Annotated in this window: 20 protein-coding genes and 1 tRNA gene; 10 read left to right on the plus strand and 11 right to left on the minus strand. The window is 62.8% G+C overall.

Annotation, left to right across the window (positions count from 1 at the left end; all coding sequences use genetic code 11):
- Positions 1-2: 2 nt before the first annotated feature.
- Positions 3-1,025, minus strand: coding sequence for a 50S ribosomal protein L11 methyltransferase (locus tag WG907_RS10070; protein WP_340232644.1), 1,023 nt, complete (start codon positions 1,023-1,025; stop codon positions 3-5).
- 52 nt (positions 1,026-1,077) lie between these two features.
- Entirely contained in the window at positions 1,078-2,412 is a 1,335-nt protein-coding gene (locus WG907_RS10075) for a methyl-accepting chemotaxis protein (RefSeq protein ID WP_340232645.1), read from the minus strand.
- A gap of 172 nt (positions 2,413-2,584) precedes the next feature.
- Here WG907_RS10075 and sdhC point away from each other — a divergent pair, with 172 nt between their 5' ends.
- Genes sdhC through sdhA form a run of 3 tightly spaced genes read left to right on the plus strand, consistent with a single transcriptional unit; the run spans position 2,585 to position 5,174 of the window.
- Positions 2,585-2,980, plus strand: a complete 396-nt coding sequence (gene sdhC, locus WG907_RS10080; protein WP_340232646.1) for a succinate dehydrogenase, cytochrome b556 subunit — start codon at positions 2,585-2,587, stop codon at positions 2,978-2,980.
- Positions 2,980-3,369 carry a succinate dehydrogenase, hydrophobic membrane anchor protein gene (gene sdhD, locus WG907_RS10085; RefSeq protein ID WP_340232647.1) on the plus strand — a complete coding sequence of 130 codons (390 nt, stop codon included), beginning with the start codon at positions 2,980-2,982 and terminating at the stop codon, positions 3,367-3,369. The genes sdhC and sdhD overlap by 1 nt, the downstream gene beginning before the upstream one ends.
- Positions 3,369-5,174: a succinate dehydrogenase flavoprotein subunit gene (gene sdhA / locus WG907_RS10090; RefSeq protein WP_340232648.1), complete on the plus strand. Its 1,806-nt coding sequence runs from the start codon at positions 3,369-3,371 to the stop codon at positions 5,172-5,174. The genes sdhD and sdhA overlap by 1 nt, the downstream gene beginning before the upstream one ends.
- A gap of 111 nt (positions 5,175-5,285) precedes the next feature.
- On the opposite strand, the gene WG907_RS10095 is transcribed toward sdhA, so the two are convergent.
- From WG907_RS10095 to WG907_RS10105, 3 genes are all read right to left on the minus strand, one after another.
- On the minus strand, positions 5,286-5,864 hold the full coding sequence (locus tag WG907_RS10095) for a DUF4142 domain-containing protein (RefSeq protein ID WP_340232649.1): 579 nt from the start codon (positions 5,862-5,864) through the stop codon (positions 5,286-5,288).
- A 172-nt stretch (positions 5,865-6,036) separates the two neighbouring features.
- Entirely contained in the window at positions 6,037-6,453 is a 417-nt protein-coding gene (locus tag WG907_RS10100) for a vgr related protein (RefSeq protein WP_340233029.1), read from the minus strand.
- A gap of 59 nt (positions 6,454-6,512) precedes the next feature.
- A complete protein-coding gene (locus tag WG907_RS10105) occupies positions 6,513-7,001 on the minus strand; it encodes a copper chaperone PCu(A)C (protein ID WP_340232650.1) in 489 nt (162 codons plus the stop codon).
- Positions 7,002-7,177: 176 nt separating this feature from the next.
- Between WG907_RS10105 and dnaK the strand changes: the two genes are divergently transcribed.
- The 3 genes from dnaK to WG907_RS10120 all read left to right on the plus strand — a co-directional run bounded on the left by dnaK (position 7,178) and on the right by WG907_RS10120 (position 10,713).
- Positions 7,178-9,076, plus strand: coding sequence for a molecular chaperone DnaK (gene dnaK / locus WG907_RS10110; RefSeq protein WP_340232651.1), 1,899 nt, complete (start codon positions 7,178-7,180; stop codon positions 9,074-9,076).
- A gap of 65 nt (positions 9,077-9,141) precedes the next feature.
- Positions 9,142-10,275: a molecular chaperone DnaJ gene (gene dnaJ / locus WG907_RS10115; RefSeq protein WP_340232652.1), complete on the plus strand. Its 1,134-nt coding sequence runs from the start codon at positions 9,142-9,144 to the stop codon at positions 10,273-10,275.
- Positions 10,276-10,422: 147 nt separating this feature from the next.
- Complete coding sequence (locus WG907_RS10120; RefSeq protein ID WP_340232653.1) at positions 10,423-10,713, plus strand: hypothetical protein; 291 nt, start codon at positions 10,423-10,425, stop codon at positions 10,711-10,713.
- 93 nt (positions 10,714-10,806) lie between these two features.
- Here WG907_RS10120 and WG907_RS10125 read toward each other — a convergent pair whose 3' ends face one another.
- A complete protein-coding gene (locus tag WG907_RS10125) occupies positions 10,807-12,609 on the minus strand; it encodes an acyl-CoA dehydrogenase C-terminal domain-containing protein (protein ID WP_340232654.1) in 1,803 nt (600 codons plus the stop codon).
- Between the two features lie 43 nt (positions 12,610-12,652).
- The gene (locus WG907_RS10130) at positions 12,653-13,060 is read right to left on the minus strand and encodes a MerR family transcriptional regulator (protein WP_340233031.1); all 408 of its coding nucleotides are present in this window, start codon (positions 13,058-13,060) and stop codon (positions 12,653-12,655) included.
- Between the two features lie 107 nt (positions 13,061-13,167).
- On the opposite strand from WG907_RS10130, the gene WG907_RS10135 reads away from it, so the two are divergent.
- The 3 genes from WG907_RS10135 (at position 13,168) to WG907_RS10145 (ending at position 16,702) form a co-directional block, all read left to right on the plus strand.
- On the plus strand, positions 13,168-14,787 hold the full coding sequence (locus WG907_RS10135; RefSeq protein WP_340232655.1) for an NAD(P)/FAD-dependent oxidoreductase: 1,620 nt from the start codon (positions 13,168-13,170) through the stop codon (positions 14,785-14,787).
- Positions 14,788-14,855: 68 nt separating this feature from the next.
- Complete coding sequence (locus WG907_RS10140) at positions 14,856-15,938, plus strand: L,D-transpeptidase family protein (protein WP_340232656.1); 1,083 nt, start codon at positions 14,856-14,858, stop codon at positions 15,936-15,938.
- 80 nt (positions 15,939-16,018) lie between these two features.
- Positions 16,019-16,702: a response regulator transcription factor gene (locus WG907_RS10145; protein ID WP_340232657.1), complete on the plus strand. Its 684-nt coding sequence runs from the start codon at positions 16,019-16,021 to the stop codon at positions 16,700-16,702.
- A gap of 80 nt (positions 16,703-16,782) precedes the next feature.
- Here the strand turns inward: WG907_RS10145 and WG907_RS10150 are convergent, their stop codons facing one another.
- A complete protein-coding gene (locus WG907_RS10150; RefSeq protein WP_340232658.1) occupies positions 16,783-19,314 on the minus strand; it encodes a TonB-dependent receptor in 2,532 nt (843 codons plus the stop codon).
- Positions 19,315-19,608: 294 nt separating this feature from the next.
- Between WG907_RS10150 and WG907_RS10155 the strand changes: the two genes are divergently transcribed.
- On the plus strand, positions 19,609-20,460 hold the full coding sequence (locus tag WG907_RS10155) for a diguanylate cyclase domain-containing protein (protein ID WP_340232659.1): 852 nt from the start codon (positions 19,609-19,611) through the stop codon (positions 20,458-20,460).
- A gap of 47 nt (positions 20,461-20,507) precedes the next feature.
- Here WG907_RS10155 and WG907_RS10160 read toward each other — a convergent pair whose 3' ends face one another.
- The 3 genes from WG907_RS10160 to rpoC form a co-directional block, all read right to left on the minus strand.
- Positions 20,508-20,732, minus strand: a complete 225-nt coding sequence (locus WG907_RS10160; RefSeq protein WP_340232660.1) for a hypothetical protein — start codon at positions 20,730-20,732, stop codon at positions 20,508-20,510.
- Between the two features lie 416 nt (positions 20,733-21,148).
- Positions 21,149-21,222: transfer RNA gene (locus tag WG907_RS10165), tRNA-Gln, on the minus strand.
- 214 nt (positions 21,223-21,436) lie between these two features.
- Positions 21,437-25,723, minus strand: coding sequence for a DNA-directed RNA polymerase subunit beta' (gene rpoC / locus WG907_RS10170; protein WP_340232661.1), 4,287 nt, complete (start codon positions 25,721-25,723; stop codon positions 21,437-21,439).
- Between the last annotated feature and the right edge of the window lie 45 nt (positions 25,724-25,768).

The raw sequence follows: 25,768 nt of genomic DNA on the forward strand, positions 1-25,768 counted from the left end.
TTTCAGATACTGCCATGACCGGGCGCTTCGCCGCGCGCGGCGCGGTTGATGCGCGAAGGACGCTTCCACCCGATCCTTGGGCGCTTGCGCAGGCGCAGGGTCGGCCAGTCGCCATTGTCGGCCCGTTCGGCGAGCCGCATGCCCTGCGCGCGATAGGCCGCCAGCACGGCCGGTGCCTGATCGTTCAGCAACCCCGCGAGAATGATCGAGCCGCCATCCTCGACCAGCGCGCAGAGCGAGGGCGGGAGTTCGATCAGCGGCCCGGCAAGGATATTGGCGATCAGCAGATCATAGGGCCCACCTCCGATGATGGCGGGATGGTCGACGCCGGCGGCGGTAAAGAGCGCGAGTTGCCCCCGTCCCGCGCCGAGCGTCACGCCGTTGGCGCGGGCATTCTGCTCGCTGATCTCGACCGCGACCGGGTCGATATCCGATGCGATCGCATAGGCGCGGGGCCACAGGTGCAAGGCGGCGAAGGCGAGCAGGCCGGTGCCGGTGCCGATGTCCGCGACATGGCCGCAGCGCATGCCGACGCGCCGCATCCGGTCCAGCATCATCAGGCATCCCGCCGTCGTTTCATGCTGCCCCGTGCCAAAGGCACGGCCCGCTTCGATCAGGAAATTGACCTTGCCCGGCTGCTCGGCATCGGTGGCGAGATTGCGGACGTGGAATCGACCGGCGGTGACCGGCTCCAGCCCCTGCTGGCTCAGCGTCACCCAATCCTCGTCGGCCAGCGCTTCTACCAGCGGCTTTATCGCGCCGGCGCTCGGCACCATCGCGCGCAGCAGCTTGATCGCGGTGGCACTCGGCTTGCCCTCGAAATAGGCGTCGAGCCGCCAGGCATCTTCATTATCCGGTTCCGCCTCGCTGGTCATCAGGACCGGCGGCTGATCCATCGTCGCGAAAGCCGCGATGTCGCCATCCAGTGCTTCCGCTTCGGCGCGGGTGCAGGGCAGGGTGACTTTCCAGCTTTGTAGCAGGCTCTGAGTCGCGCTTTGCGGGGCCGTTGCGGCGATTTCGGTCATGCCCGCCCTTACCCCAGCGCGGCGGGCGGGGGAAGGGCCGGCGGGGAGGGTGTCAGGCGACCTGGCGGCCGAAATCCGATGCGGCATGGCGCAGGCTGCTCAGCTTGCCTTCGACAGTGGTGAATCCGCGCTCCAGCTGATCGATTTCCGACGCGACCACTTCAGTGTCCTGGCGGATGGCGGATATGGTGGTCGACATGGAGTCGGCGGCGAGCGCGGTTTCATCGACGGCGGCGGTGATCATGGTGACTGTTTGCGCCTGCGCATCCATTGCGTGGCGGATGCGTTCCGCGCTCGACTGAACTTCGCCCACCGTGTCGCGGATGCGCTGGTTGGTGTCGACCGATTGCCGTGTGGATGCCTGGATATCCGCGATCTTGCCGGCGATCTCGTCGGTGGCGCGCGCGGTCTGGTTGGCGAGGCTTTTGACTTCCTGCGCGACCACGGCAAAGCCGCGTCCGGCGTCCCCCGCGCGCGCCGCCTCGATCGTGGCGTTGAGCGCGAGCAGATTGGTCTGTCCGGCAATGTCGCGGATCAGGCCTAAAATCGATTCGATCGACTTGGCGTGATCCGACAGGGTCGCCGACATGGTCACGGCCTCGCCGGACTGCGATGCGGCGCGCTGGGCAATCTCGGCCGCCACCTCCACTTCGGTACGCGCGTCCTCGATCGCGCGGATGAGGCCGGCGGACGTACGCGCGGCTTCGCGCATGGCGAGCGCCGACTGTTCGGCTGCGGCGGCGACTTCGGACGCCTTGCCCAACATGCCGCGCGTTGCGGTGGATGCATCCTTGGCCTGTTCGCGCAGCGATTCGCCAAGCTGGGAAGCACCGCCGATTTCGGCCACGATCCGCTGTTCGAACAAGGCGCTGTAGCGCTGCCGATCGGCGCGCTGCGCCTCCTGAGAATCGCGGGCCAGAACCTTGCCCATGACGCCCGTGTCCATCATGGAAATCCGATTGAGGGTGATGAGCATCCGCTGGCATTGCGCCCGATCATTTTCGGTGCGGGCCCAGATCAGTTCGGCGATCTTTTCGTTGCACCGCGCAATCGCCGCCATCACGTTGTCGACCGAGATGCCCTTATCGCGCGCATGGCGGATGCAGGCCGTCTGCATGTCGATCCAGCGCCCCGCGTCGTAATGCGCCAGTTTCTCGCGAACATAATCCTGCGCTCGCGCTTCGATCCGCGCGGCCGCCTCTGGGCCGACCAGATTGCGCAGATCGCTGTTTTGCGCATAGCGCTGGAAGAAAGCGTCCGCCACCTCGGCGATCGAATCCTGGACGACCCCATGGATTTCCAGCGCGCCCTGCGCGATGCTGTTCGTGGGATCGATTTTCCGAAGATAATCGGCCTCGACGATCGTGCGTGCTTCGGCGGATGACATGCTCTTGCGGCCTCTCGATGTTATGCAAAGCGTATCTGGCGGCATAGCGGGATTTGGTTAAGCGATCCTTAGCTTCGCAACATGCGGCCTCGGCGCGCGGCAGCTTGCCCTTGGGGGCGTTCGCACTTAAGGGGAGCGGAATCAGGAAAATAGCTTCAGGGACGGAGTATATATGGCGCGAACCAACAGCCGGCCGCTCTCGCCGCATCTGACGATCTGGAAATGGGGTCCGGCCATGGCCATCTCCATCCTCCATCGCGTCACCGGCAACGGCCTCGCCACGGTAGGGGCGATGGGTTTGGTATGGTGGCTTACCGCTGCCGCGATCGGGCCGGATGCCTATGCTAGCTTCATGAAATGCGCGACCTCGCCGCTCGGCTATGTCGTGATGGTCGGCCTGACCTGGACTTTTTTCCAGCATATGTTTTCAGGGCTGCGCCACTTCGTACTCGATATCGGCGCCGGCTATGAACTCAAGGCCAATAAAAGCTGGGCGCTCGTCGTTCCTGTAGCGGCGATCATCGTGACCGGCTTCGTCTGGCTTTATATCCTTGGAAAGGGCTTCTGATGGGCAACGGTACTGGTATCGGCCGCGTCCGTGGTCTGGGTTCGGCAAAGCATGGCGCGCATCACTGGCTCGCGCAGCGCTACACTGCGGCGGGCAATCTGCTGCTCGTCCTGTGGCTGATCGTCAGCCTGCTCACGCTGCCCGGCCTCGATTATGAAAGCGTCGTCGGCTGGATCGCGCATCCGCTGGTCGCGGTGCCGCTGATGCTGATGATCGTCAGCATTTTCTGGCACCTGCGCCTGGGCATGCAGGTGATGCTGGAGGATTATGTCCACGACAAGGGGCTGGCCTTCCTGTCCATCCTGCTTTTGAACTTCTACGCCATTGGCGGCGCGGCCGCCGGACTCTTCGCCATTGCTAAGATCGCATTCACGGGGGCCGCTTCCTGATGTCGACCGAAACCTACAAGATCATTGATCACACCTACGACACCGTCGTGGTGGGCGCTGGCGGATCGGGTCTGCGCGCGACCATGGGCAGCGCCGAGGCGGGGCTCAAGACCGCCTGCATCACCAAACTGTTCCCGACCCGGTCGCACACCGTGGCGGCGCAGGGCGGTATCGCCGCCTCGCTCGGGAATAATTCGCCCGATCACTGGACCTGGCACATGTACGACACCGTCAAGGGGTCCGACTGGCTGGGTGATCAGGACGCGATCGAATATATGGTGCGTGAAGCGCCCGCCGCCGTCTACGAGCTGGAACATGCCGGCGTGCCGTTCAGCCGCAATGCCGAAGGCACGATCTACCAGCGGCCCTTCGGCGGCCATATGCAGAATATGGGCGCCGGCCCGCCGGTGCAGCGCACCTGCGCCGCTGCCGACCGCACCGGCCATGCGATGTTGCACGCGCTGTATCAGCAGAGCCTGAAGTACGACGCCGACTTCTACATCGAATATTTCGCCATCGACCTCATCATGGAAAATGGCGAGTGCCGCGGCGTGATCGCCATCTGCATGGAAGACGGATCGATCCATCGCTTCCGTGCCCATGCGGTGGTGCTGGCGACGGGTGGTTATGGCCGCGCCTATTTCTCGGCGACCTCGGCGCATAGCTGCACCGGCGACGGCGGCGGCATGGTGCTGCGCGCCGGTCTCCCCCTCCAGGATCTGGAGTTCGTCCAGTTCCATCCGACCGGCATTTACGGCGCGGGCGTGCTGATCACCGAAGGCGCGCGCGGCGAGGGCGGCTATCTCACCAACTCCGAGGGCGAGCGCTTCATGGAGCGCTATGCCCCGTCGGCGAAGGATCTGGCGTCGCGCGACGTCGTGTCCCGCTCAATGGCGATGGAAATGCGCGAAGGGCGCGGTGTCGGCGAGCATAAGGATCATATCTTCCTGCACCTCGACCATATCGATCCCAAGGTGCTGGCAGAGCGCCTGCCAGGCATCACCGAGAGCGGCAAGATTTTCGCGGGTGTCGATCTGACCCGTCAGCCGCTGCCGGTAACGCCGACGGTCCATTATAATATGGGCGGCATTCCCTGTAACTATCATGGCCAGGTCGTGACCAAGGTCGGCGACGATCCCGAAGTCATCGTGCGCGGCCTGTTCGCGGTGGGCGAGGCGGCCTGCGTGTCGGTCCATGGCGCGAACCGCCTCGGCTCCAACTCGCTGATCGATCTTGTCGTGTTCGGGCGGGCGACGGGCCTGTTCCTCAAGGACAATATCAAGCCCAACAGCCCCCATAAGGCGCTGCCCACGGACTCCGCCGATCTGGCGCTGGGCCGGCTCGACCATTATCGCAATGCGAAGGGCGGCACATCGACGGCGGATATCCGCATGGACATGCAGCGGACCATGCAAAAACATGCCGCCGTATTCCGCGACAGCGCGCTGCTCGGCGAAGGCGTCACCCGGATGCAGGCGGTCAATAAACGTTTGCAGGACGTCAAGGTCACCGACCGTTCGCTGATCTGGAACACCGACCTGATCGAGACGCTGGAACTCGACAACCTCATGAGCCAGGCCATCTGCACGATGGAAGGCGCCGACGCCCGCAAGGAATCGCGCGGCGCGCATGCGCATGAGGATTTCCCGAACCGCGACGACGAAAATTGGATGAAGCACACGATCAGCTGGTTCGAAGGCTGGGGTGGTTCGGGCGGCAAGGTAACGCTCGATTACCGGCCGGTGCATGATTACACGATGACCGACGAGGCCGAGTATATCAAACCGAAGGCGCGGGTATACTGATCCGCAGGTCAGGCAGAGGGTAAAAGGCGGCGCTGGAAAGCGCCGCCTTTTTCTTTTCCGCTTCAGTTACGGTGATGCAGATAAATGCCCCTTCTCATGGGCATGGATCGGTCACCGGGCGGGCGCGAGGCCGGCCGGCAATAGCTGCTTGGCATGACCAAGGTGGCGCTCGATCACGGGAACCGCCGTCGAAGCGACCTGCTTGAGCGTTATATCCGTGCCGTCGGTGGCATAGCCCTTATGGAGCGACCAGGCGGTCTGATGCGCCTGTGCCTGCTGCTGGAGATACAGGTCGTCGAAGCTTGCCTTGGGCGCCTTTTTCAGCAGCGCGATCTTCGCGGCATTATCCGCCGAAAGCATGGTGGAAGGCTTGGCGATCGTGCGGTCGTTATTCTTCAGCGCGGCCATCAGCGACTTGGTGGTGAGCATGTGGTCGGCGATCATCTCTTTGGCGAAACCCTTGATGTCGGCGCGCTTGCTGCGCATCAGCGCGATGCGGCTCGACTGAATTTCATACATATCGGAATCTGCGGCCAGCTTGACATAGTCGGTGGCCGAGACGCCCATCATCGGGGAGACGCCGGTGTCGGTGGCGCTCATCATTCCGGTCGAAGATGTCGACACCTGAGCGACGGCTGGCGATACAATAGCAAGCGCCAGAGCGCCTGCGAGCAAACTATTGCGAAGCATGAATTAATCCTCTTGTCTTATGCGGTGCGCGGGTAACGAGGGGATGGATTCAAAGTTCCTGCCGCACGACCAAGTAGCGCGTTATTATTAACGGGCTTTAGCGTAATTGCGGCTTGTGAATTCAGTGTTTTACCGGAACAAATGACATTCACGCCTGTTCAGGGCAACGCACTCATCCCGGGCAGAAAGGCAGAAGCCGATCGTAGACATCCAGCCCGGGTTTGCCCGCCACCGCAATTCCGCGCTTCAGCAGGAAGGCATGCCGGACGATCTCCGCCTGTTGCTCGATGCCATATCGCCCGAAAGACTTGCCCGGCTCGACGTGATAGTCATAGCGACACCACGGATGGCGCATCAGCGGGAGCCAATATTTCCCCGATCGCTGCGCTTGCCAGGCATGCGTCATTTCATGGACGAAGTGCCCTTGCACATGCAATGGACCGGCGCAGAAATCGTCGCAAAAGAGCCCGCTTGCCGGATGGAACCACAGGTCGCCATCGGGGGCCATGGTTACGTTCCGGGGGTGGAAAGGCCACCATTTGCGATTATGAATGCGCACGCGATCATAAGCGATGGCGTCGCCGAACATGCCGCGCGCGAGCGCCACCTCGTCGGGCGTGAGCGGTCGCCCGCTTGAGTCCCCCGCGCTCAATGATCCTCATGCTCGTCGACCGCAGGGGCTGAAGCGCTGCTCGTCCCGTCGGGCTTCTGGATCACGGCATCCACCAGCAACCGGTCGCCATTGGCCAGCAAGAAGGTGAGTGTCATCTTACCCCTGCCGATCGCCGTATCGTTAACACCCCAGAGCATCAGATGCTTGCCGCCGGGCGCGAAAGCCACCGTGGCTTTGGCGGGAATGTCGACGCTGGAGAGCGGCGCCATCTTCGTCATGCCGCCCGCGCTCATGCTCTCGTGCATCTCCACCTTGAGCGCGTAATCGGTCAGCACGCCGCGCAACTGCGTGGCCGAATCACCGCCATGGGCAATGAAATAGCCGGCCGACGGCGACGCCTTGTTGGGGCTGAGGCGTACATAGGCCTGGTCGATATAGGTCGGCGCCGGATCGCCGCAGGCGGCCAGAAAAAGGCTCAGCGCAAGCGGCACGCACAGGGCGATCGGGGAAGTGGGCGCGCGCATTGCCAAGGCTCCTAAAATTGTCTCGTTTCAAGATGGTTCCATGCGTAATCGCCCCAGTGTCTTGTGCCAAGGAAAAGCACGCCTATATCCGCCATGCAAACCGGCCTTGCCTTGGCGCTTTCGTGAGGTATGGGCCATCAACCGCTGAACATTTTTGGGGTTCAAAAGAGGATATAATGGCAAAAGTTATCGGTATCGATCTGGGCACGACCAACAGCTGCATCGCCGTCATGGACGGCGGCAAGCCCAAGGTCATCGAAAATGCGGAAGGCGCGCGCACCACGCCCTCCATCGTCGCCTTCGCCAAGGATGGCGAGCGATTGATCGGCCAGCCGGCCAAGCGCCAGGCGGTCACCAATCCCGACAGCACGATCTTCGCGGTCAAGCGCCTGATCGGCCGCCGCTTTGACGATCCCATGACCAAGAAGGACATGGAGCTGGTGCCCTATTCGATCTCCAAGGGGCCGAACGGCGACGCATGGGTGAAGGCCGGCGGCCAGGATTACAGTCCGTCGCAGATCAGCGCGTTCATCCTTCAGAAGATGAAGGAAACCGCCGAATCCTATCTTGGCGAAACCGTCACGCAGGCGGTCATCACCGTGCCGGCCTATTTCAACGACGCCCAGCGTCAGGCGACCAAGGACGCAGGACAGATCGCCGGCCTTGAAGTGCTGCGCATCATCAACGAGCCGACCGCTGCCGCGCTCGCCTATGGCCTGGACAAGCAGGACGGCAAGACGATCGCTGTCTATGACCTCGGCGGCGGCACCTTCGACATTTCGATCCTGGAAATCGGCGACGGCGTGTTCGAGGTGAAGTCGACCAATGGCGACACCTTCCTTGGTGGCGAGGATTTCGACGCCAAGCTGGTGCAGTTCCTGGCGGACGACTTCAAGAAGGTCGAAGGCATCGACCTGACCAAGGACAAGCTGGCGCTTCAGCGACTGAAGGAAGCCGCCGAAAAGGCGAAGATCGAGCTGTCCTCGGCGCAGACGACCGAGGTCAACCTGCCCTTCATCACCGCCGACGCCAATGGCCCCAAGCATCTGGTGAAGTCGATCACCCGCGCCGATCTGGAGCGGCTGGTCGCCGACCTCATCAAGCGCACCATGGAACCGTGCAAGAAGGCGATGGCCGATGCCGGCGTTTCGGCGAGCGACATCAGCGAAGTGGTGCTGGTGGGCGGCATGACCCGCATGCCCAAGGTGCGCGAGGCCGTGAAGGAGTTCTTCGGCAAGGAGCCGCATACCGGGGTCAATCCAGACGAAGTCGTCGCCATGGGCGCGGCGATACAGGCGGGCGTGCTGCAGGGCGACGTCAAGGACGTGCTGCTGCTCGACGTGACCCCGCTGTCGCTTGGTATCGAGACGCTGGGTGGGGTGTTCACCCGCATGATTGATCGCAACACCACGATCCCTGCCAAGAAGAGCCAAGTCTATTCGACCGCCGACGATAATCAGCAGGCGGTGACGATCCGTGTGTTCCAGGGCGAGCGTGAAATGGCGGCGGACAACAAGATTCTCGGCCAGTTCGATCTGGTGGGCATCCCGCCCGCGCCGCGCGGCGTACCGCAGATCGAGGTGACGTTCGACATCGACGCCAACGGCCTCGTCAATGTCAGCGCCAAGGACAAGGGCACCGGCAAGGAACAGCAGATCCGCATTCAGGCGTCGGGCGGTCTGTCCGATGCCGACATCGACCAGATGGTCAAGGATGCCGAACGCTTCGCCGAAGAGGACAAGAAGCGGCGCGAGGGCGCCGAGGCGAAGAACAACGCCGAAAGCCTCGTCCACACGACCGAACAGCAGCTTGCCGAACATGGCGACAAGGTTGACGCCTCGTTGAAGGGCGAGATCGAAGCGGCTGTCGCGGCGACTAAGGCCGCGATCGAGAGCGAGGATGCCGAGGCTATGAAGGCCAAGGCGCAGGAACTCGCGACGATCGCGATGAAGCTTGGTCAGGCGATCTACGAGAAGGAGCAGGCCGATGCGGCGGCTCCGGGCGGGGACGCGCCCAAGGCGGATGACGATGTGGTCGACGCTGAATTTTCGGAAGTAGACGACAACAAAGCGTAAGCTGTGCTCGATACCCGTCATTGCGGCCATGGCTGCAATGACGGGCAGCGCGGGCGGGGGTCCGAATGACGACCGATATCGATTTTTACGAATTGCTCGAAGTCGAACGCACTGCCGACGGCGGCGCGATCAAGAGCGCTTATCGCAAGATGGCGATGAAATATCATCCGGACAAAACCGGGGGATGCACCGACAGCGAAGCCAAGTTCAAGGCCGTGTCGGAGGCCTATGACTGTCTCAAGGACCCGCAGAAGCGCGCAGCCTATGATCGATTCGGTCATGCCGCCTTCCGCCAGCAACAGCAGGGCGGCGGCTTCCAGGGCGGCGGCGGAGCCGGATTTTCGGATCTCGGCGATATTTTCGAGACGATCTTCGGCCAGGCCGGCTTTGGCGGCGGTGGCGGCGGACGGCAGGCGCAACGGCGCGGCGCGGACCTGCGCTACGACATGGAAATCAGCCTCGACGAGGCCTTTCATGGCAAGCAGACCGAAATCCAGATCGAAGTATCGGCGGCATGCGAGAGCTGTGAAGGCTCGGGCGCGCAGCCGGGGACCGGGGTCAAGACCTGCGGGACCTGCAAGGGTCATGGCCAGGTGCGGGCGCAGCAGGGCTTTTTCGTGGTGGAGCGGACCTGCCCATCGTGCAACGGCGCGGGGCAGGTCATTGAAAGCCCGTGCCGTGCCTGTCGGGGCGAGGGCCGTGTCGACAAGCCCAAAACGCTATCGGTCAATATTCCGGCCGGCGTCGACGACGGCACGCGCATCCGCCTGTCGGGCGAAGGCGAGGCAGGCGCGCGGGGCGCACCGGCAGGCGACCTCTATATCTTCCTGCACGTCAAGCGGCATGCGTTGTACGAGCGCGACGGCACGACCCTGTTCTGCCGATGCCCGGTGAGTTTCACAACGGCGGCGCTGGGCGGCACGATCGAAGTGCCGGGCCTCGACGGGGCGCGGCACGCGATCAAGATTCCGGTCGGCATCCAGTCGGGCAAGCAGATTCGCCAGCGTGGCGCGGGCATGCCGGTGCTGAACGGCCGGGGGCAGGGCGACCTGGTCGTCCAGATCGATGTGGAGACGCCGACGCGGCTGACGGCCAAACAAAAGGAATTGCTCGAAGCCTTCCGCGAGACCGAGACGGGCGAGGAATGTCCGCAATCGACCGGATTTTTCAGCAAGATCAAGGATCTGTGGGGGGAATGAGGGCGCAGGTTGGCACGGGCGGGACCTGCCCTCGCCGATCGGCCGGCGATAGCGCGCCACCTTCATTATGTTGCGCCCGGACATGAACCGGAACCAAAATCCTTACCCGACCGTTCTGATCGTCACAATCGAAACGAGGAGGGTTTTATGGTTGATGTTCGGAATGACGGTTATGACGACAGGCGCGTGATCGTGGAAAAGCGTGGCGGCGGCCGGACCCTGGCGATCGTGGTCATCGCCATTCTCGCGATCGTTGGCGTCCTGTTTGCCACGGGCTTCTGGAAAGCCGATGTCAAGGGCGGCGATATGCCCGAAGTCAGCGTGAAGGGCGGAGACCTGCCCAAGGTCGACGTCGATTCCAAGGAAGTGGTTGTTGGGACCAAGAAGACCACCGTCGATGTGCCGACCGTGGGCGTCAAGGACAATGGCGAGCAATAACCGCCACTTTTCATCAATCTGAAAAAGGCTCCCGGACCTGTCCGGGAGCCTTTTTCACGTCGGCTGACCGTGGGTAGCCGCCACAACCGCCTGTCAGATCGACAGAAAAGCGTCCGGCTCCAGCGCCATGAGCGTGTCGGCGCCACCCTCGATCTTGCGGCGAAGCGCGCCCGCGTCGGGCATGATCCGTTCGGCGAAAAATCGGGCAGTGACGAGCTTGGCGTTCAGAAAGACCGCATCCCCGTCGCCGGCGTCGAGCAGGCCGCTCGCGGCCTTCATCATGCGCAGCCACATCAGGCCGGTCGCGACGATCCCCAATATGTGCATGTAATGATACGCGCCGGCCCCGGCATTATCAGGGTTCTGCATCGCATTCTGCATCAGCCACAGGGTCGCTCCCTGCAACTGGCCGCTCGCCTTTTCCAGTGCTTGCGCGAAGTCGGCCAGCTTGGGATCACCCTTGGCCTCGGCCACTTCGCTGGCGATGATCTTGAGGAACGCCTGCATCGCCCGGCCGCCATTCATTGGCAGCTTGCGGCCGACAAGATCCATCGCCTGAACGCCGTTGGCGCCCTCATATATCTGGGCGATGCGGGCGTCGCGGACATATTGCTCCATGCCGTTTTCGCGGATGTATCCATGGCCGCCGAATATCTGCTGGCACGCGACGGTGACGTGGAAACCCTTGTCGGTGCCATAGCCCTTGATCACCGGGGTCAGCAGGCCGATCAGGTCGTCCGCCAATTGCCGTTCTTCCCCGGTCGCCGCATTGTGCGACAGGTCTGCCTGGAGCGCGCCCCACAGGATCAGCGCGCGCAACCCCTCCGTCAGCGCCTTGGCCTCCATCAGCATACGGCGCACATCGGGGTGGACGAATAGCGAGTCCGCCTTTTCCGCAACATCCTTGGGACCGGTGAGCGCGCGGCCCTGTCGCCGGTCATGGGCGTAATGAACCGCATTCTGGAACGCGACCTCCGCCTGACCCAGACCTTGTAGTCCGACGCCAAGGCGGGCCGCGTTCATCATGATGAACATCGCGGCGAGGCCTTTATTCTCCTCGCCCACCAGCCAGCCGGTCGCTTCGTCATAATTCATGACGCAGGTCGCATTGCCGTGAATGCCCATCTTATGTTCGATCGAGCCGCAGGAAACCGCGTTGCGCGCGCCCAGCGAGCCATCCTCGTTCACGAGGAACTTGGGCACAACGAACAGCGAAATGCCCTTGCTGCTGTCGGGCGCGCCCGGCGTCTTGGCGAGAACGAGGTGGATGATATTTTCGGCGAGGTCATGCTCGCCCGAGGAAATGAAAATCTTGGTGCCCGAGATCGCATGGCTGCCGTCGGCGTTCGGCACGGCTCTCGTTTTGATCAGGCCAAGGTCTGTGCCCGCGTGCGGTTCGGTCAGGTTCATCGTGCCGGTCCACTTGCCCGACACCATGTTGGGCACATAGGTCGCCTTTTGCGCGTCGCTGCCCTTGGCCAGCAGCGCCGCGACCGCGCCAGCGGTCAGGCCATGGTACATTTCGAACGCCTGGTTGGCGGACAGCACATATTCGTCGAAGGCAGTGGCGAGCACGGAAGGCAGGCCCTGCCCGCCAAATTCCTCCGGTGCGTGCAACGTGGTCCATCCGCCCGCGACATAGGCGTCGAACGCCGCCTTGAAGCCTTCGGGCGTGGTGACGCGGCCATCGTCATGCCGGGTGCAGCCCTGCTGATCGCCGACCATATTGAGCGGGAAGAGGACTTCAGAGGCTATCTTTCCGCCTTCGGTCAGGATCGCCTCGACCAGATCGGGGGTCGCATTGCCGAAACCGGGAAGGTTCGCATAGCGATCCAGCCCCACCACATGATCGAGCACGAATCGCGAGTCGCGGACGGGTGCGGCGTAGCTGGGCATGATCTTCTCCGGTCTTATATTTTTCGGGTCTTGAGCGGCGCGTCTATCTGTCGATCGTCGCCACGAAACTCGCCAGCTCGCTGATCGCGGCGTCGATATCGTCCTTCTGGCGCGTCAGCAGATCGATCCGCGCCCGGCATTTGTCGATGGTGACGCGCCGCTGCGCCTCATGCTCTTCGTCTGCGTCGTAAAGATCGATCATCTCGCGAATATCGGTCAGGCTGAAGCCCACGCGCTTGCCGCGTAATATCCAGGCAAGACGCGCCCGATCGCGCCGCGAATAGATGCGCGACAGGCCCTGTCGCTCGGGCGCGATCAGCCCCTCATCCTCGTAAAAGCGCAAGGCGCGCGCCGTTACCCCGAATTCCTCCGACAGATCGGTGATGCTATAGGTCTGCCGGTCGCTGATGTCGGGCATTTCGATGCCCGCGATGCTGGTGCGTTGATCCATGACGGTCATGTAGTCGGACTTTACGTTAACGTCAAGACGGCGCGGGCCGGGGGGGCCTGATCTCAACGGAGGTTTTATTCGGGCGCGCCTTCCCCTAAAGCGCCTTCATGCTCCGCCTGTCCGGCCTCAAACTTCCCCTCGACCATCCGGCCGAAGCGATCTCCGCCGCCATCTGCGCGCGCCTCGGCATCTCGCCCGATGCCCTTCTCAGTCATGAGATCGTCAAGCGCGGCAATGATGCGCGGCGCAAAAATGCGATCCTGCTGATCTACACGGTCGACGTCGCGCTGACCGAGGAGGCCGAGGTGCTGGCGCGGCTGGCGGGCGACCATGAAGTCCGGGCACGCCCCGATACCGACTACCGGTTCGTGACCCATGCGCCGGATGGCGGCTCTGCCATGCGCCCGGTCGTGGTCGGCGCGGGGCCGTGCGGATTGTTCGCGGGCCTTATTCTCGCACAGATGGGATTTCGCCCGATCATCCTCGATCGCGGCAAGCCGGTGCGCGAGCGGACGAAGGATACCTGGGGCCTGTGGCGGCGGGGCGAGTTGAACCCGGACAGCAATGTCCAGTTTGGCGAGGGCGGGGCAGGGACCTTTTCCGACGGTAAGCTCTATTGCCGGGTCAAGGACCCGCGCTTTCTGGGACGCAAGGTGCTGGAGGAATTCGTTGCCGCCGGCGCACCGGCCGACATATTGACGCAGGCGCATCCGCATATCGGCACCTTCCGCCTCGTTACCATGGTGGAGGCGATGCGGCGGCAGATCGAGGCGCTGGGCGGCGAATATCGTTGGCAAACGCGCGTGGACGAGCTGGAACTGACACGGCAGGACGACGGTTCGCAGCGGTTGTGCGGGCTGCATCTGCATGACGGCGGCTTTATCGAGGCGGACCATGTCGTCCTCGCAGTCGGGCACAGTGCGCGGCCGACCTTCGAGATGCTGCACGCGCGCGGCGTGCATATCGAGGCCAAGCCCTTTTCGATCGGCGTGCGGATCGAGCATCCGCAAAGCTGGGTCGACCGCGCCCGCTTCGGCAATTGCGCGGGCCACCCCGATCTCGGCGCGGCGGCCTATAGCCTTGCCCATCACTGCGCCAACGACCGCACGGTCTATAGTTTCTGCATGTGTCCGGGCGGGCGCGTCGTCGCCGCAACATCGGAGGAGGGGCGCGTCGTCACCAACGGCATGAGCCAATATTCGCGCGCCGAATTCAATGCCAATTCGGGCCTCGTCGTCGGCATCGACCCGGCGCGAGACTATCCTGACGGCCCGCTCGCCGGGATCGACCTCCAGCGGCACTGGGAATCGTTGGCCTATGTCGCGGGCGGTTCATCCTATTGCGCGCCGGCGCAGACAGTGGGCGATTTCCTCGCGGGCCGCCCGTCTACGGCATTGGGGCAGGTTGAGCCCTCCTACAAGCCGGGGGTCACGCCGACCGACCTCGCGCGCTGCCTGCCGTCCTTCGTGATCGAGGCGATTCGCGAGGCGATCCCGGTCTTTGGCCGGCAGATCGCGCGATACGACCATCCCGATGTCGTGATGACCGGGGTCGAGACGCGCACATCCTCCCCGATCCGCATCACGCGCGGCAAGGATTTTCAAAGCCTCAACGTCGCAGGCCTCTATCCGGCAGGCGAAGGCGCCGGCTATGCAGGGGGCATCCTTTCGGCGGCGATCGATGGCATCAAGGTGGCAGAGGCCATGGCGCTCGACATCGTGGGATAGTGCTGGGAAATTTTGCACGGGCGGCGCGAGGCTGCACCCTTTGGCGGCGCGGTTCGTTAAGCCGCTCTATGAAGACGAAAAATTCAGCGCGGCTCGCGGGCCTGATGGCCATCGCCCTACTGGCGGCATGCAAGGTCGATTATCAGCCTGGCGGCGCGGAAAAAGACGAGAAATCCTCGGCTTCAGCCGGCGGCGGGCTCTCCTTTGCAGATGTCCGCGATCAGACCGTGCGGCCACGACCCGATCGCCTGCTCCAGACGCAGGTGGTGCTGGAGCGGCTCGGCTTTTCTTCCGGCACGCTCGACGGCAAGGACGGCGCGAATTTCCGTGCAGCGCTGCGCGCGTTTCAGGACACGCATGATCTGAACGCGAACGGCAAGCTGGACGAGCCGACGGTGCGGGCGCTTGCCCGATGGACGGACGTGCCCGCCACCCGCGTCGTGCGCATTCCGGCCGACTTCGCCAGGGGGCCGTTCGTACCGAATTTCCCCAAGGACGCGCAGCTACAGGCGAAGCTGCCGGTCCTTGGCTATCGCAATCTGGTGGAGGCTCTGGCGGAGCGTTTCCATACCACGCCCGAGACGCTGGTAGCGCTTAACCGGCGCGGGACGGTCGCCAGGGCGGACGCCGTCATTCAGGTGCCGGCGGTTGCGGACATCGCGCCGCCGGCGCCGCAAAAGGATGATCGCGGCTGGAGCCGGACTTTGCAATGGCTGGCGGTATCGCCCGATCAGCCCAAGGCCGACAGAGTCGTGGTCGACAAGTCCGAAGGCGTGCTGCGCGCCTTCGATACGGACGGCAGGCTGATTGCGCAATTTCCGGCGACCATGGGCAGCGAACATGATCCGCTGCCGCTCGGCCAATGGAAGATTCAGGGGGTCAGCCGTAATCCCGATTTTCACTATAATCCCAAACTCTTCTGGGACGTATCGGACAGCAAGCAGCCGGTCCTCCTCAAACCCGGTCCCAATGGCCCGGTCGGCGTCGTGTGGATCGACCTGTCCAAGCCCCATTATGGCATTCACGGCACTGGCGAACCTCAAAGCATCGGCCGCGCCGAAAGCCATGGCTGCGTCCGCCTGACCAACTGGGACGCTGCGCGACTGGCCGGCATGGTGGAAGCCGGAACGAAAGTGCTGTTCCAGGCCTGAGCGCCCGCCTGTTGGAAGTGCATCGCGGTCATGGTACGAAGGCGCGCGCTGTTGATGGCGCAAGTCAGTGCGGGTAGCGCGTGGCCCTGAACATCCTCATCGTCGAGGGAGACGATGCCTTCGCCGCCCAACTTGCCGACCAGATGCGCGGCTTTGGACATAGCGCGAAGGTTGTAAGCGACGGGCGGCTCGCGCTCGATATCCTTGCGACCGCGCCTTTCGATGCCATCGTCCTGAGCCGTGTTCTGCCGACCGTCGACGGCCTCGTCATTCTACGGCGCTTGCGGCAGGGCAATATGCTCCTTCCCGTCATCATGATCGGCGCGCTGGGCAAGTCGCATCACAAAATCGAGGGTCTGACGGCCGGCGCCGACGATTATATGGTCCGGCCCATCGACGCCGCCGAACTCGACGCGCGGTTCCATGCGCTGTTGCGCGGGCGGCAGTGGAACGCAGGCGGATCGGCGGAGACGTTGCGGGTAGGGGATCTGGTGATCAGCCCCATGCGGCATGCCGTCTGGCGCGATGGCAGGGCGCTCGATCTGCAAAAGATCGAATTTCGCCTGCTGACCATATTGGCGCGTCATGCCGGGCAGGCCGTGAGCCGTGCGACGCTGCTGGAGCGGGTGTGGGCCTATGACGCCACAACCCCGACCAACCTCGTCGAAGTGCATATTCGCCGCCTCCGCACCAAGCTCAGGGCATTTGGCGGCGACGATCCGATCAGCACCATTCGCGGCGTCGGCTATATGCTGAGGAATTGACGCGGGGATTAAAAGAGGAAAGCCATGGCGCAGGGTGATCCCGCGCCATGGCCTTCCCTAATCAGCAGGCTTTCGCCCGTTTAGAAGTTTACCGTGCCTTCGATGCCGAAGGTGCGCGGTGCGTTGAAGTTGCCATAGTCACCCAGCACGTTGCCGATATTGCCATTGGCGAGGCTGGTCGTCGGCGTGCCCGGGAGGCTGTTCGACGGATCGCGGCGGAAGATATACTGCTTGTTGAGCAGGTTGCGCGACCACACCGCCACGGTCAGCTTCTGGCCGCCATTGCCCATCGAAATGTCGGCTAGCGACAGGCGGGCGTTGACGATGAACGAGGCATCCGCCTTGTCGGGGAACTGGTCGAAGGCCTGGGTGGCCTGCGAATAGTTGGCGTCGACATGGAATTTCAGCGCCGTGTCGCCACCGCCCACCGGCAGGGCATAATCGATCGATCCGCTTGCCGCGTTGCGCGGCGTAAACGGAATGTAGAATTGCTGCATCACCGGCGTCGATGTGACGCCGCCGACCGTGAACGAGATCGGGACCAGCGGCACCTTGGTATAGGTGTAGGCATAGGACGCGTTCAGCGTCAGCCCTTCCACCGGACGCAGCGTCAGATCGGCCTCGACGCCACGGATCTTGGTCGTGCCTTCGGCATTGACCGTGCGCAGCACGTTGACGCTGGAGCCGCCCGCGAACTGGATATAGCTGATGTCGAGCTGGCTGTCCTTGCGGTCCATGATGTAGGCCGCGAGGTTGAAGCGAGCACGGCGGTCCCAGAAGTCGGCTTTCAGTCCGACTTCATAGGATTTCACATCCTCGGGGTTGAACGCTTCATAATTTGCGGTCCGCGAGCTGGCCCCGCCGGCGCGATAGCCGGTCGCATATTTGGCATAGACATGGAGATCGTCGTTCACGTCGAACGCCAGCGTCGCCATCGGATTGAAGCGGGTCCATTTTTTCCGCAGCGGCGTGTAGCCGTTATTTGCCACCGCGGCGGCATTGGCCGGCAGGTCGTAATTCAGGTTGCGGAAGAAGTGCAGCTCGCCGCGCTTCTTGTCCTGGGTGTAGCGCGCGCCGACGGTCAGGTGGATGGCGTCCGTCGCATTCCAGGTGACCTGGCCATAGGCGGCATAGCTTTTCGACCAAACTTCCGAAGCGCGGTCGATCGAGCGGCAGCCCGGCTGCGAACCGAAACCGCCCGACCCACGGCAGGAGTCGAGGATCGTGTAGACCGGCAGGCCGCCGCTCAGATACACGCCATTGGAGCTTGGCGTCGCGGCATCGTCGCTGACATGCTCGTTGAAATAATAGAGACCCGCCACATAATCGATGGTGTCGATCGAGCCGACCGCCTGCAATTCCTGGCTGAACTGGCGCTGGCGCAGGCCGGCGAGGCTGTAGCGGCTGAACGGGCAGGGCGAGGCGGCGGTGCAGGACGCGGTCAGGTTGACGACCGGCGGACGGTGTGCGCCGCCGCTATTGTCCCACTGATCGACGTCGACGCCGCGCCATGCGGTGATCGAACGCAGTTCGAGGTCGGGGGAGACCTTCCATTTCAGGCTGTTGGTAAAGCCGTGCGTCTTGTCGACGCTTGCCTGCTGCGGCACGCCGATATCGGCGGTCTTCATGCGGCTGTCACCGTTGACGATCACGCCAGGCAGCACGGGGCGGACGGTGCCGGTCAGCGTGGTGTAAGGCGCGCCGGGCAGGGCGCAGTTAGGCGATGCCGCAGCGGGGCCGGCGACGCAGTTGTTGGGATTGTAGTTCAGCAACTGACTGTAAAAGGGCGTATTCTCGTCCTTCGCGATATCAAAGGCGAAATCATTGGTGATGTCGGGCGTCACCTGCCAGCGGGCAGCGACGCGCAGGCCCCGGCGATCATAATAGTTGAAGCCCTTCTGGCCTGCGAGCGGGTTCTTGGTGGTCGCGCCCTGATACTGCTTCACGCCGTCGATCTTGAGGCTGAAACCCTGAAATTCGGGCAGATTGATATGGGCGCTCACGGTGTTCGCACCATAGTTGCCGATGCCGCCGCTGATGCGGCCGCCAAATTCGCCGGTCGGCGCGGCTGATACGATCGACAGCGCGCCGCCTTCGGTGTTGCGGCCGAACAGCGTGCCCTGCGGACCCTTGAGCACTTCGATCCGCTCGACGTCGAACAAGGCGGCGTTCAGGCCGTGCTGGCGGCCCAGATACACGCCGTCGATATAGATGCCGACGCCCTGTTCGCGCGCGGGCTGGTTGGCGTCGAGCGGCACGATGCCGCGAATGCCGATGGTCAGCGCGGACTGGCGCGCTTCGAACGTGGCGATGCGCAGCGACGGCACCGCGCCGTCGGCGAGGTCGTACAGGCTCTGGACATGGCGATCCTTGAGCGCTTCCATATTAACGACCGCGATCGCGATCGGCGTCTGCTGAAGGTTGGTCTCGCGCTTGGTTGCGGTGACGACGATCTCGGTCAGGCCCTGGTCGCCAGCAGCGGCATCGGCGGCGGGCGCGGCGTCAGCGGCGGGCGCTGCGTCGGCGGCGAGCGCCAGCGCGGGCATGGAAACCGAGGCGAGCAGCAGCCCGCCGAGGGAGGCTCGCAGCAGCGGGATGGTCGAACGAATCATGGAGATGGCCCCTTGGAATAGCGATTGGTCTTGCTTTGCGGGGTCGCCACTAGAGCCTCATCACAACAGTTTTGTGACAATGATTGTCACGCGTTAGGCTGCGATATGACATATTAACGTCATTTAACGGCAGCGGCCGTAGAGGTGCGTTTATCCCTGCGGGAACAAAGCGCGCGCTTTTTCACTAACCTATGTGGCCGTATCGGCGTCGATGCTGGCTGCTCGTTACCGCTTCTTAACGCTCGCGCCCTAACGCATTGAAATGTGGGGGCTTGTGAGAGAAGGCGATGCCGCATGCCCGACGAATTGATTGGCCATCTCAGCCGGCGACGATTGACGGCCGAGAATGCGGTGGCCGCCACGGTGGTCTCGCTGGCGATTATGGCGTGCATATCCAACAACTGGTTCGACGCGCTTTGCATGATGATCAGGCACAACGAAGTCTATCAGATGGATGAGTTCATCGGCAGCGCGGGCCTGTTGCTCGTCGGGGCCGCCTGCATGCTCACGCGCCGCGACCGCCAGTTGCGGGCCGAGATGCGCGCAATCCGGCGCAGTGAGGCGCGAAATCACGAAATCGCCCGGCAGGATTTTCTCACAGGAATTCCCAACCGGTTTGCGCTGATGGAGCGACTGGAGGATTTGAAGGGCCGTCCCCTGGCATTTCTGCTGATGGACCTCAACGGATTCAAGGCGGTTAACGACACCTATGGTCACGCGGTCGGCGACCTGGTGTTGAAGGAGGTTGCCAAGCGTCTGGCCAAGGCAGCCGCTATACTGCCGGGCGTTCTGGTCGCCCGCCTTGGGGGGGACGAGTTCGGGTGCCTCATCACGGATCCCTGTGTAAGCGAGCCGGAGGGGCTTTCCAGAGCGCTCCTTGCCTCGCTTCGCGAGCCTATCGCTCATAGGGGAGTGGATCTCGCCATTTCCACGTCCATCGGGATCGCCACGTCCCTTAACGGCGAGCGATCGGTGGACCAGCTTTTGCAGGATGCCGATGCCGCCATGTATCACTGGAAGGCGAATGGTTCAGGTCGGTCGCATTCCATGCAGACCTCCAGGCTCTATGTCCCGGCGGAACTGCGCCACGAAACCGCTCCCTGTTTTCCCGCGCCGGTTTCGCGGGCGACGGGGGCTCAGATCTAGCATGATCAGGACTAGGAATGCCCGGTCGACGATCGCCCGCCATTTGATCAGGGCTTTTTACTGTCCGAATAGCGTTCTGCCTGCTTACCTTTATTCTCTTCAAAATGGCGCTGACCTGCGGCCTGTGCGGCTTGCGCTGTCAACCGTTCGGCCGTCTCGAGCGCAGCGTCGGGGGTGAGCGCGACGGCCACGCCGTCAGGGCCGTCGACCAAAACCTGCCCTTCTTCCGCGGCAACGTGACTGGCCTGATCGTAAAGCTTCTTGTCGGTCATGGCGCACTCCTCCCCGTAAGCAACAGCTCGTTTGCGAACCTGTTCCAGCGCTTGAACATTGGTGCGTCCGGCGCAATAATCGTCGAATGGACATTCTCAACGATCGTCAGGTCACTCGCACGTCGCTCAAAATAGGCAAGTGGATTACCCTGCGGGCCGAGGCGAGGCTCACGACATCGGGATTGCTAGGCGTAGCGGTGCTGGTCTCTGGCATCCTCTTGTCCACAAGCGTGCTCGTGGCAGTGGCGCTGCGCGAACGACCGCGAGTTGGCGACTAGCGGTCGATCGGCAAATTAGAGGAAGACCTGCCGTAGCGTAGCAACAAGCGACCGCTCCTGTCGCCCATCGGCGCAACGACCCAGCTGAAATGTTCATTGGCCAGAACCATTTCAACACTGATTTCGCTATGGAAAGTTTGGATGCCCGACAAGGACTCGAACCTTGATTGACGGAGTCAGAGTCCGCTCTCTTACCATTAGAGGATCGGGCATCAGATGCAGGCTACCCCACATCGGAAGCGCGCAAATAGGCTGGTGATGCGTACCGGTCAAGGGGGATTGGCGCAAAACCGCTACAAGATTGCGCCGAAAAAGCGAAGCCCGCCGGACCGAAAATGGTGCGGCGGGCTTCCTCGACGATCCTGCGGATCGAAGGGCATGGGAGCCACTCCCTAGATAGGGAGCGACGCCCGGCCTTTCAAATCCTTATCCCTCGTCGCTCTTAAGCAGATAATCGCCCGCGTCCGCGTCGGTGCCGTGGGTTTCCCCGCCGACAGCGCCCAGCGGATCGTCGCCGATCGCCGCTTCCGGCCCTTGCGCCAGTTCCGCCTTATGTTCGGCGGCAGCGGTCTTGGGCGCGATCAGGTCGATCTGGCTCGACGCCCGCAGGGCCGCCCGCATCGCCGCATCGCGCGAGGATGCCGCCACGCGCAGGCGGTTCATGCCGGCCCCGGTGCCTGCCGGAATGAGCCGGCCGACGATGACGTTTTCCTTGAGGCCCACGAGCGTGTCCTTCTTCCCCTGAACCGCCGCCTCGGTGAGGACGCGGGTGGTTTCCTGGAAGGACGCCGCCGAGATGAACGAGCGCGTCTGGAGCGAGGCCTTGGTGATGCCGAGCAGCACCGGCTTGCCGGCGGCAGGCGAGAAGCCGGCCGCGAGCTTGCTGTTGATCTCGTCCATTTCCTCGCGGTCGATCTGTTCGCCCACCAGCAAGGTGGTGTCACCGGACTCGATGATCTCGACCTTTTGCAGCATCTGACGAACGATCGTCTCGATATGCTTGTCGTTGATCTTCACGCCCTGCAGTCGATAGACTTCTTGGATTTCGGCGACCAGATATTCGGCGAGGGGCTCGATTCCGAGCACTTCGAGAATATCATGCGGATCGGGCGAACCGCCGATCAGATTGTCGCCGCGCTTGACGTAATCGCCTTCCTGAACGTCGATCGCCTTGCTCTTGGGGATCAGATATTCGACCGGCTCGCCGCCATCCTCGGGATTGATGGCGATCTTGCGCTTTGCCTTATAGTCCTTGAGGAACTGGACGCGGCCAGACACCTTGGCGATGATCGCATTGTCCTTGGGCTTGCGCGCTTCGAACAGCTCCGCCACGCGCGGCAGACCGCCCGTAATGTCGCGGGTCTTGGCGGCTTCACGGCTGACTCGCGCCAGCACGTCGCCGGCCTGCACCGTCTGGCCATCCTCGACCGACAGCATCGCACCGATGGCGAGCATGTAGCGCGCCGCTTCACCCGAACCATCGTCCAGCAGGGTGAGGCGGGGACGCAGATCCTCCTTCGACCGGGTCGAGCCGCGATGCTCGATGACGACCTTCTGCGAAATGCCCGTCGCTTCGTCGGTCTGTTCGGTCAGCGTCTTGCTGTCGATCAGGTCGACATATTTGACGATGCCCGGACGCTCGGTGATCACCGGCATGGTGAACGGATCCCATTCGGCGATCCGGTCGCCCAGCTTCACCTTGGCGTTGTTCTCGAACAGGATCGTGGCGCCATAGGGCAGGCGATGAACGGCGCGCTCGCGCCCTTCATTGTCGATGATCGCCAGTTCGCCGTTGCGGGCGAGGCTGAGGCGACGGCCCCGGCTGTCGGTGATCGTGGGCATGTCGCGCAGCTCCAGGGTGCCGTCGGCGACGGCCTCCAGGTTCGACGTTTCGTTGAGCTGTGCCGCGCCACCGATGTGGAAGGTCCGCATGGTCAGCTGCGTGCCCGGCTCGCCGATCGACTGCGCCGCGATGACGCCGACCGCTTCGCCGATATTCACCGGCGTACCACGGGCAAGGTCACGCCCGTAGCATTTGGCGCAAACGCCCATCTTGCTCTCGCAGATCAGCGGCGAACGGATCTTGACCGCCTGCGTGCCGATCGCCTCGATCGATGCGATCATCGGTTCGTCCAGCAGCGTGCCGATCGGGATCAGGACGCTGTTGTCCTTGCTGTCGACGATGTCCTCCGCGGTCGTGCGGCCGAGGATGCGCTCGCCCAGCGAGGCGATGACGGAACCGCCCTGAACGATCGCCTTCATCTCCAGTGCGCGGTCGGTGCCGCAATCCTCTTCGACGATGGTGCAATCCTGCGATACGTCGACCAGACGGCGGGTCAGGTAACCCGAGTTCGCCGTCTTGAGCGCGGTGTCGGCCAGACCCTTGCGCGCGCCGTGAGTGGAGTTGAAGTATTCAAGGACGGTCAGCCCTTCCTTGAAGTTCGAGATGATCGGCGTCTCGATGATCTCTCCGCTAGGCTTGGCCATCAGGCCGCGCATGCCCGCAAGCTGCTTCATCTGCGCCTGCGAACCACGCGCACCGGAGTGCGCCATCATGTAGATCGAGTTGATGGGCGCGAGGCGGCCGGTCTTGGGGTCCTTGGGCTGGGCGCGGATCTCGTCCATCATGGCGTTCGCCACCACGTCGCCGCAACGGCTCCAGGCGTCGATAACCTTGTTGTACTTTTCCTGCTGGGTGATCAGGCCGTCCTGATATTGCTGTTCGTAGTCGGCCACCAGCGCCTTGGTTTCGGCAACCGTGCCTTCCTTCGAATCCGGGATGACCATGTCGTCCTTGCCGAACGAGATGCCTGCCTGGAACGCATGTTTAAAGCCCAGCGACATGATCGCATCGGCAAACAGCACCGTGTCCTTCTGACCCGTGTGACGATAGACCTGATCGATGACGTCGCCGATTTCCTTCTTGGTCAGAAGGCGGTTGACGACATCGAAGGGCACGCGATGCGACTGGGGCAGACATTCGCCCAGCAGCATGCGACCCGGCGTGGTCTCGTACCGCTTCATATATTGCTTGCCGGCCTCGTCCGTCTGGGGAACGCGGCTGATGATCTTGGAATGCAGCGTCACGGCCTTGGCGAAGAGGGCCTGATGGACCTCCTGCATGTCCGACAGCAGCATGCCTTCGCCCGGCTCGCCTTCGCGCTCCATCGACAGATAATAGATGCCGAGCACCATGTCCTGCGACGGTACGATGATCGGCTTGCCGTTGGCGGGCGACAGGATGTTGTTGGTCGACATCATCAGCACGCGTGCTTCGAGCTGCGCCTCAAGGCTCAGCGGAACGTGCACGGCCATCTGATCGCCATCGAAATCGGCGTTGAACGCCGAGCAGACCAGCGGGTGAAGCTGGATCGCCTTGCCCTCGATCAGCACGGGCTCGAACGCCTGAATGCCGAGGCGGTGAAGCGTGGGCGCGCGGTTCAGCATCACGGGATGCTCGCGGATCACCTCGTCCAGGATATCCCAGACTTCCTTGCGCTCCTTCTCGACCCACTTCTTCGCCTGCTTGAGCGTCATGGACAGACCCTTGGCGTCGAGGCGCGCGTAGATGAACGGCTTGAACAGTTCGAGCGCCATCTTCTTGGGCAGGCCGCATTGATGCAGTTTCAGCTCTGGCCCGGTCACGATAACCGAACGACCCGAATAATCGACGCGCTTGCCGAGCAGGTTCTGGCGGAAGCGACCCTGCTTGCCCTTGAGCATGTCGGACAGCGACTTCAATGGACGCTTGTTCGCGCCGGTGATTACGCGGCCACGACGGCCATTGTCGAACAGGGCGTCGACCGCCTCCTGCAACATGCGCTTTTCGTTGCGGACGATGATGTCCGGCGCGCGCAGTTCCATCAGGCGCTTCAACCGGTTGTTGCGGTTGATGACGCGGCGATAGAGATCGTTGAGATCTGAGGTCGCGAAACGACCGCCGTCCAGCGGCACCAGCGGGCGCAGCTCTGGCGGGATGACCGGCACGACGTCCAGGATCATCCATTCGGGGCGATTGCCCGATTCCAGGAAGCTTTCGACGACCTTGAGCCGCTTGATGATCTTCTTGGGCTTCAATTCCGACTTGGTGACGGCCAGCTCGTCGAGCAGGATCTGCTTCTCGCCTTCCAGGTCGAGGTCCATCAGCATCTGCTTGACTGCTTCGGCGCCGATGCCGGCGGAGAAGGCGTCCTCGCCATATTGATCCTGCGCGTCGAGCAGTTCGTCTTCGTTGAGCAGCTGATATTTGTCGAGCGTGGTGAGGCCCGGCTCGATGACGATATAGGATTCGAAATAGAGCACGCGCTCAAGCTGCTTCAACTGCATGTCGAGAAGCAGGCCGATGCGCGAGGGCAGGGATTTGAGGAACCAGATATGCGCGACCGGCGCGGCCAGTTCGATATGGCCCATCCGCTCGCGGCGAACCTTGCTCACCGTGACTTCGACACCGCACTTCTCGCAGACGATGCCCTTGTATTTCATGCGCTTATACTTGCCGCACAGGCATTCATAATCCTTGATCGGGCCAAAGATACGCGCGCAGAACAGGCCGTCACGCTCGGGCTTGAACGTGCGATAGTTGATGGTTTCGGGCTTCTTGATCTCGCCGAAGGACCAGGACCGGATGCGCTCTGGCGAGGCAAGGCCGATCTGGATCTGGTCGAAGGTCTCGGCCTTCTGGACGGGATTGGCGAAATTGGTCAGTTCGTTCATTTGATAGCTCCTAAGCGCAAGGCTTCAGGTCAAAATTCTTGTGCG

Source organism: Sphingobium fluminis (genome assembly GCF_037723805.1).
In the GTDB taxonomy this organism is placed as follows: Bacteria; Pseudomonadota; Alphaproteobacteria; order Sphingomonadales; family Sphingomonadaceae; genus Sphingobium.

Coding starts and splice junctions, on each gene's coding strand:
- WG907_RS10070 (WP_340232644.1), bottom strand. CDS start 1,025: ATGACCGAAATCGCCGCAACGGCCCCGCAAAGCGCGACTCAGAGCCTG.
- WG907_RS10075 (WP_340232645.1), bottom strand. CDS start 2,412: ATGTCATCCGCCGAAGCACGCACGATCGTCGAGGCCGATTATCTTCGG.
- sdhC (WP_340232646.1), top strand. CDS start 2,585: ATGGCGCGAACCAACAGCCGGCCGCTCTCGCCGCATCTGACGATCTGG.
- sdhD (WP_340232647.1), top strand. CDS start 2,980: ATGGGCAACGGTACTGGTATCGGCCGCGTCCGTGGTCTGGGTTCGGCA.
- sdhA (WP_340232648.1), top strand. CDS start 3,369: ATGTCGACCGAAACCTACAAGATCATTGATCACACCTACGACACCGTC.
- WG907_RS10095 (WP_340232649.1), bottom strand. CDS start 5,864: ATGCTTCGCAATAGTTTGCTCGCAGGCGCTCTGGCGCTTGCTATTGTA.
- WG907_RS10100 (WP_340233029.1), bottom strand. CDS start 6,453: ATGTTCGGCGACGCCATCGCTTATGATCGCGTGCGCATTCATAATCGC.
- WG907_RS10105 (WP_340232650.1), bottom strand. CDS start 7,001: ATGCGCGCGCCCACTTCCCCGATCGCCCTGTGCGTGCCGCTTGCGCTG.
- dnaK (WP_340232651.1), top strand. CDS start 7,178: ATGGCAAAAGTTATCGGTATCGATCTGGGCACGACCAACAGCTGCATC.
- dnaJ (WP_340232652.1), top strand. CDS start 9,142: ATGACGACCGATATCGATTTTTACGAATTGCTCGAAGTCGAACGCACT.
- WG907_RS10120 (WP_340232653.1), top strand. CDS start 10,423: ATGGTTGATGTTCGGAATGACGGTTATGACGACAGGCGCGTGATCGTG.
- WG907_RS10125 (WP_340232654.1), bottom strand. CDS start 12,609: ATGCCCAGCTACGCCGCACCCGTCCGCGACTCGCGATTCGTGCTCGAT.
- WG907_RS10130 (WP_340233031.1), bottom strand. CDS start 13,060: ATGGATCAACGCACCAGCATCGCGGGCATCGAAATGCCCGACATCAGC.
- WG907_RS10135 (WP_340232655.1), top strand. CDS start 13,168: ATGCTCCGCCTGTCCGGCCTCAAACTTCCCCTCGACCATCCGGCCGAA.
- WG907_RS10140 (WP_340232656.1), top strand. CDS start 14,856: ATGAAGACGAAAAATTCAGCGCGGCTCGCGGGCCTGATGGCCATCGCC.
- WG907_RS10150 (WP_340232658.1), bottom strand. CDS start 19,314: ATGATTCGTTCGACCATCCCGCTGCTGCGAGCCTCCCTCGGCGGGCTG.
- WG907_RS10155 (WP_340232659.1), top strand. CDS start 19,609: ATGCCCGACGAATTGATTGGCCATCTCAGCCGGCGACGATTGACGGCC.
- WG907_RS10160 (WP_340232660.1), bottom strand. CDS start 20,732: ATGACCGACAAGAAGCTTTACGATCAGGCCAGTCACGTTGCCGCGGAA.
- rpoC (WP_340232661.1), bottom strand. CDS start 25,723: ATGAACGAACTGACCAATTTCGCCAATCCCGTCCAGAAGGCCGAGACC.